We start from the raw sequence: 4789 nt of genomic DNA, 5'->3' as shown, positions 1-4789 counted from the left end.
ACCTCGGCCGCCGTGCTCACGCTGGTCCCGGCCGTGCTTTCCGTTTCCAGGCTGACCGTGATCGTGGTCCCCGAGACGCTCACCGCCAGGGCGGAGGTGGCCACGTTCGGCGTCGTCAGATAGACCGCGATGGCATTGCCCGCCGCGCCGGCCGTGGCCGCCGTGTAGACCAGTCCCGTGTTCGCCGTGGCCGTGCCCAGCGTCAGGCTAGCCGCGACCGCCGATTCAGCATCCTCGGCCGTGCCGACCAGACCGATCACGGAGGAGCGCGCGGTGGTGATAGGGCGCCGACCGTCATCGATTTCGATGACCTCTACGCCATGAAGAAAATCAGTCGTCATCGTCGGTCTCCGTTAGTAACCAATGGCCAGCCAGAAGGCAGCAAACGAAACCACCTGCTCAGGGCAGGCGTTGAAGTCTTGACACATCGAAAGCAGGAAATTCGTCGTCGTGATGTCCGCGACCACGGCGATCGAGCCGCCATAGCCAAAATGCGTCGCCTGAATGTTGAGACACGCCGTCGGGAAGGCGATCGGGAACGCCACGGTCTTCGTGGAGCTCGGCAGGTCGGCGGTCGCCTGCCCCCATTGCACAATCAGCGTGCGATCCACGTCGGCAATCCGCAGCGGGAGGCGCAGATAGCCGTTGGTCGCCAGCACGCCGGTGAAGTTGGCCGCCAACGCCGCCAGCGCCGCCGATGTGGCCGCCGCGCCCAGCGCCACCTTATCCGCCGCCGACATAAACCCCGCCACCGTCGTCGTCGCGTTGGCATGCGCAGCACCACCCGCGCCGATGTGCGCGTTGTTCTCCGTGTTCAGCGTGTCGACCTGCCCCTTCAGCCAGGCCGTGCGGTTGGCTAGGTGCTTGTGCGGCAGATTGTCGATGCCGTTCGGCCCGCCTTGCAGCGGGTCGGTGACCTCGAATTGATACACGCCGGCCTCATAGGCGGCGCTCTCGATCAGGTTTGCCATCTAGGCGGCTCCTCGGTAGTAAGTGCCATCGCGCCGGATGCTGCCATTGCGCAGCACGCCGGCCGTCGGGTAATCCAGCGCCGCCAGCTCGCAGCGCGCCGGGGCGATATTGCGCAGGATCCCGCGCACAACGGCGGCCTGAGCGCCGGTGATCGGCCGGTCTAGGCTCACCCGGTAACGGGCCCAGGAATTGGCTTCCCCTCCGCGGATCAGCGTCCCGTTGCGCAGTGCCGACCCATCGCGCCGTGCCCCGGCCGATGGCTCGCCTTCGGTGATCGTGCAGCCGCCATAGCCGGCATCGTCCAACGCCTGGCGCACCGCACCGACTGTGCCTTTGCGCGCGTGCTGCGCGATGGACGCGGCGATCACGGCCCGCTGCACCCCGTCCTGCCAGCCCGAGGACCAATCGTCCACCGACAGCGTCCAGGCAAGCCAGGGCAGCAGCGACGCCGGGCAGGTGGCCGGATCCCACAGCGTGCGAATCGGCGCCGGGATGGACTCGATCCGCTCACTGGTCGTCGCCTCGATCGCCCGCTCTTGCGTGCTGGCCGAGGGCGGCAGCAGGGTCTCGACCGGAGGATCAACGATCTCATCGGCATCGAGCACATCAACCGCCCAATCATCGGTCGTGATGATCAGGTAGCCGTCGGCGGTGAGCGTGGTGGATGGCACGAATCAGGCTCTGCGCGCGGATCGACTAAACGGGTGGGATGCCAGGCGCTCGGCGCTGGATGTCAGCGGGGGGCGCAGGGCGCGTTGGAGGATGGGGTCGGGGCAGGTCATGGGTTATCTTCTAGCCTGTTGTCTAGTTGCTCATTAAGACAAATCGTAAATCTTAAAACGCTCGACATAAAAACCACTGCTCTCTAAATACGCCCCATCAAATTGTCCAATCTTGACCGGAAATTCAGCATTAAAGTTTACCGAAGTTGCTAACCCGCTACTAATACAATCATCTACCCCGATATACAAATTACCATTTAACTCAACAGTAACATGGTGCCATGTATTAAGCCTGGACAATGGAACATAGCAGCTGACATAGCTTGAATACGCATTTCTAACCTCAAAAGAGTAAGTTCCTTCATGACCTGGTTGCGCAAGTGCGTTCCACAACTTTATTGCAAAGCCGTCGCTACCTTCACTTCCGGTGCCAACGCCGACTATTGGCGTACCCTTAAATGCGGTAGGAAGTTCAAATACATATAGCCAAAAATCAAATTTGAACCTAGATGACAGTTGGACATTTAAGTAACTTAAATAATCAACGTTTCCTTCCAGAAGCGCGCTTTTACTACACTTAAAAATGACATCAGATTGAGATGGCGACCCAAAAACGCTTACATCATGCTCGAAAACATCAGAATACCAATCACCAGGAAGATTCATCGGTGCGTGAAAAATCAATCCAGTCGACCCAGTGTCTTCTGCGCAATCTGGGTCGACTGGGTTACTGGGGCGATAGATGAGCGACGAATTAAACACTCTTAAACTCCGTCGCCACGGCAATGATGACGTTTGCAATCGTCGCATCTGCGTCGGATTGGCTTGTCACACTCAGCACGTCGCCCTTGGCCAGCGCTACCGGTACCGTCGTGAAGTCCACCGCCCCCGTGGTGTTGCTCGCCGAGAACGTCGCCGCCCCAATGCTGGTGCCGTTCTGCTTAAGGGTGTAGACGACCGTTCCGGTTGATGCGGTCAGGCACTTGGCCGACGAGTCTTCTTCCACCGCAATCGAGAGCGCTCGGTTGACCAGGAACAAGCCGACGACCTCATCGACGACCAACGCGCCTGAGATGAAGAACTCGATGTCATAGGGGAGTGCGTGCTGGTGAGGAAGCGGCTCACGCGCGTCTGACAACCGCGGGTCATCACCGGCAACCCCGCCAAGCTTCACAGCGGTCAGAGGATCCAAGCCATCCGGTAAGTGATCGTCCGCGTGCGCGGTGGGCTCGCGTGCATCCGATAGCCGCGAATCCGTGCCCACGATCGAGCTACCGACGCGCGTCAGCAGGGCTAGAAACTCGGCGCGGGTGTATGGCGTTTTCCACTGTCTCAGCGTGCTCATAATCCAGTCCCCGCGTGGGTAATCGTGATCGCCGTGCAATAGGGCGCCTGGTGATCGGCGATCACCAGATCCGCGCTTGGGATGGCCAGCGCCACGCGCTGCACCCCCGGTTGATGCAACGCGGCATACAGGCCGCTCAGCGTAATGTCGTGCCCCAGGGCGTGGTGTTCGGCAGCATAGGCCACGGCCGCGGCTTGCGCGGCGGTGACGACAACCGCCGGATCAGGCCCGGCGTAGGTCGTCAGCGCGGCGGTGATCTGATAGGTGACGATGCTCGCCGCCTCCACCAGCACCGTGTCGCACAGCGGGCGGACGGTCTCCGCGTTAAGCGCCGCCAGAACGGCATCAAGCGTGCCGGATGTTGGCGTGCCGTCACCGAAGGCGCCCAGCACGTTCACCCGTACCGTCCCTGGCGTGGGCTGCGTCACCGACACATCGCGAATCAGCGCCGAGGCGCCCAGCGCGTGGAAGGTATAGGCCCCGCGCGAGCCGGCGGAGGTGTAGCCTTCCGGCGCCAACTGGATCCGCCGCCGCAGCGCCGCGTCCGATTCCAGGATCTCCGGCACAGGCGGAAAGACCGACGGGTTTGCCGCCTGCACCACCAGCCTCGCGACGTTGAACAGCGCCCCCAGATGATCCAGATCCGCGCCGGTGGCCAGCGCCAGCATCACCCCGCGTGCCGCGTCGTTCACGCGCCCGCGCAGCAACAGCTCGCGATAGGCGCAGACCTCCAGCAGCTTGTTCAGCGGCTCGGATTCCAGCGCCAGAGCGCCGGCCAGCTCGGGCGCGCGGTCGCCCAGGTCCGTGCGCAGGTCGGCCAGAATCGCCTCATAGTCCAGCGCATCGATCAGCGTCGGCGCTGGCAGGCGGGACAGATCGATCGCGTCAAAGCCGCTCATACCGCACCCTCCACCACCACCCTCACAGCGCCTTCGCCGTCCACGCGGATCGACTCATCCTCAGTCACGCGCACAATCACCTCCGGGTCGGCGAGCGCATCGCTCAGGCGGATCGGTGCGCCCGTGGCGCGCGTGAGCAGATCCAGATTGATCGTGACATGCCCTGGGGTCGCATCGGCCACGGAGACCCGCTGCACCACCACGCGAGGCTCCCAGCGGCCGATCGCACCGGCCGAGGCTTGAATGATGTCCAGGATCGTCGGCGGGTCCATCGGCGCATCGATCAGCGCAAACAACATCGAGCCGTACTCGCGCCGCATCACCCGCGTGCCGACCGGCGTCAGCAGGATGTCGCGGATCGACTGGCGGATGTGGTCCGCCTCGTCCAGCCCCCGGCCGCTGACGGCGCTCATGCCGATCATGCCGCCGGCACTCCAGTCTGTGAGCTGCCCGGCTGCACGCCGTCATGCACATGCCCGGTCAGGCTGATCGTCTGTGCGGTCACGTCCTGATCAGCCGCGACGTTGCCGTCGGTCATGAAGTCGCCGCCGATCTGCTGCAGGCTGCCGTAAATCGTCCCGATCGACCCGCCGCCACCGCCCGAGCCCATCACAATCGTCCCGGTGATCTCCAAGTTGCCCACCAGGCGCGTCAGGGGCGCCGTGATCGTCGCGCCACCTGCCGCCGTGATCTGTGCTGCGCCTTGCGTGGTCGCCGTGATCCCGCCCGGTGCGGTCACCTCCGCCGTGCCGCCGCCGGGCAGCGTGGCCTTAAGCGCATGCGCCGCCCGGTCATACTCGATCACCGCGCCGTCGGCGTAGATCGTGCGATGCAGATCCGGCGAGGTGCCC

7 protein-coding genes and 1 pseudogene are annotated in these 4789 nt (G+C 63.5%); all 8 read right to left on the bottom strand.

Annotated elements, in window-relative coordinates; genetic code table 11:
• Window positions 1-341, bottom strand: a pseudogene (locus GPT33_RS16970) (hypothetical protein); the annotation flags it as partial.
• Between the two features lie 12 nt (window positions 342-353).
• Window positions 354-971, bottom strand: a complete 618-nt coding sequence (locus tag GPT33_RS16965; RefSeq protein ID WP_296811319.1) for a hypothetical protein — start codon at window positions 969-971, stop codon at window positions 354-356.
• Complete coding sequence (locus tag GPT33_RS16960; RefSeq protein WP_296811317.1) at window positions 972-1643, bottom strand: phage tail protein I; 672 nt, start codon at window positions 1641-1643, stop codon at window positions 972-974.
• 144 nt (window positions 1644-1787) lie between these two features.
• Complete coding sequence (locus tag GPT33_RS16955) at window positions 1788-2456, bottom strand: hypothetical protein (RefSeq protein ID WP_296811315.1); 669 nt, start codon at window positions 2454-2456, stop codon at window positions 1788-1790.
• Complete coding sequence (locus GPT33_RS16950; protein WP_296811312.1) at window positions 2449-3039, bottom strand: hypothetical protein; 591 nt, start codon at window positions 3037-3039, stop codon at window positions 2449-2451. Before GPT33_RS16950 ends, GPT33_RS16955 begins: the two co-directional genes overlap by 8 nt.
• Window positions 3036-3938 (bottom strand): baseplate J/gp47 family protein, encoded by a 903-nt coding sequence (locus GPT33_RS16945; protein WP_296811309.1) that lies wholly within the window; start codon window positions 3936-3938, stop codon window positions 3036-3038. The genes GPT33_RS16950 and GPT33_RS16945 overlap by 4 nt, the downstream gene beginning before the upstream one ends.
• Window positions 3935-4360, bottom strand: coding sequence for a GPW/gp25 family protein (locus GPT33_RS16940; protein WP_296811306.1), 426 nt, complete (start codon window positions 4358-4360; stop codon window positions 3935-3937). Before GPT33_RS16940 ends, GPT33_RS16945 begins: the two co-directional genes overlap by 4 nt.
• A partial coding sequence (locus GPT33_RS16935; RefSeq protein ID WP_296811303.1) for a hypothetical protein occupies window positions 4357-4789 on the bottom strand: 433 nt, incomplete at its 5' end. The genes GPT33_RS16940 and GPT33_RS16935, both read right to left, overlap by 4 nt.

Origin of the sequence: Thiocapsa sp., from assembly GCF_011390875.1 — a bacterium.
Lineage (GTDB): Bacteria > Pseudomonadota > Gammaproteobacteria > Chromatiales > Chromatiaceae > Thiocapsa.
The sequence above is the reverse complement of the archived record's forward strand: the minus strand, read 5'-3'. Positions and strand labels throughout refer to the sequence as shown.

Excerpts from the sequence above, each read along its gene's own strand:
- GPT33_RS16965 (WP_296811319.1), bottom strand. The coding sequence starts at position 971 with ATGGCAAACCTGATCGAGAGCGCCGCCTATGAGGCCGGCGTGTATCAA.
- GPT33_RS16940 (WP_296811306.1), bottom strand. The coding sequence starts at position 4,360 with ATGATCGGCATGAGCGCCGTCAGCGGCCGGGGGCTGGACGAGGCGGAC.
- GPT33_RS16945 (WP_296811309.1), bottom strand. The coding sequence starts at position 3,938 with ATGAGCGGCTTTGACGCGATCGATCTGTCCCGCCTGCCAGCGCCGACG.
- GPT33_RS16950 (WP_296811312.1), bottom strand. The coding sequence starts at position 3,039 with ATGAGCACGCTGAGACAGTGGAAAACGCCATACACCCGCGCCGAGTTT.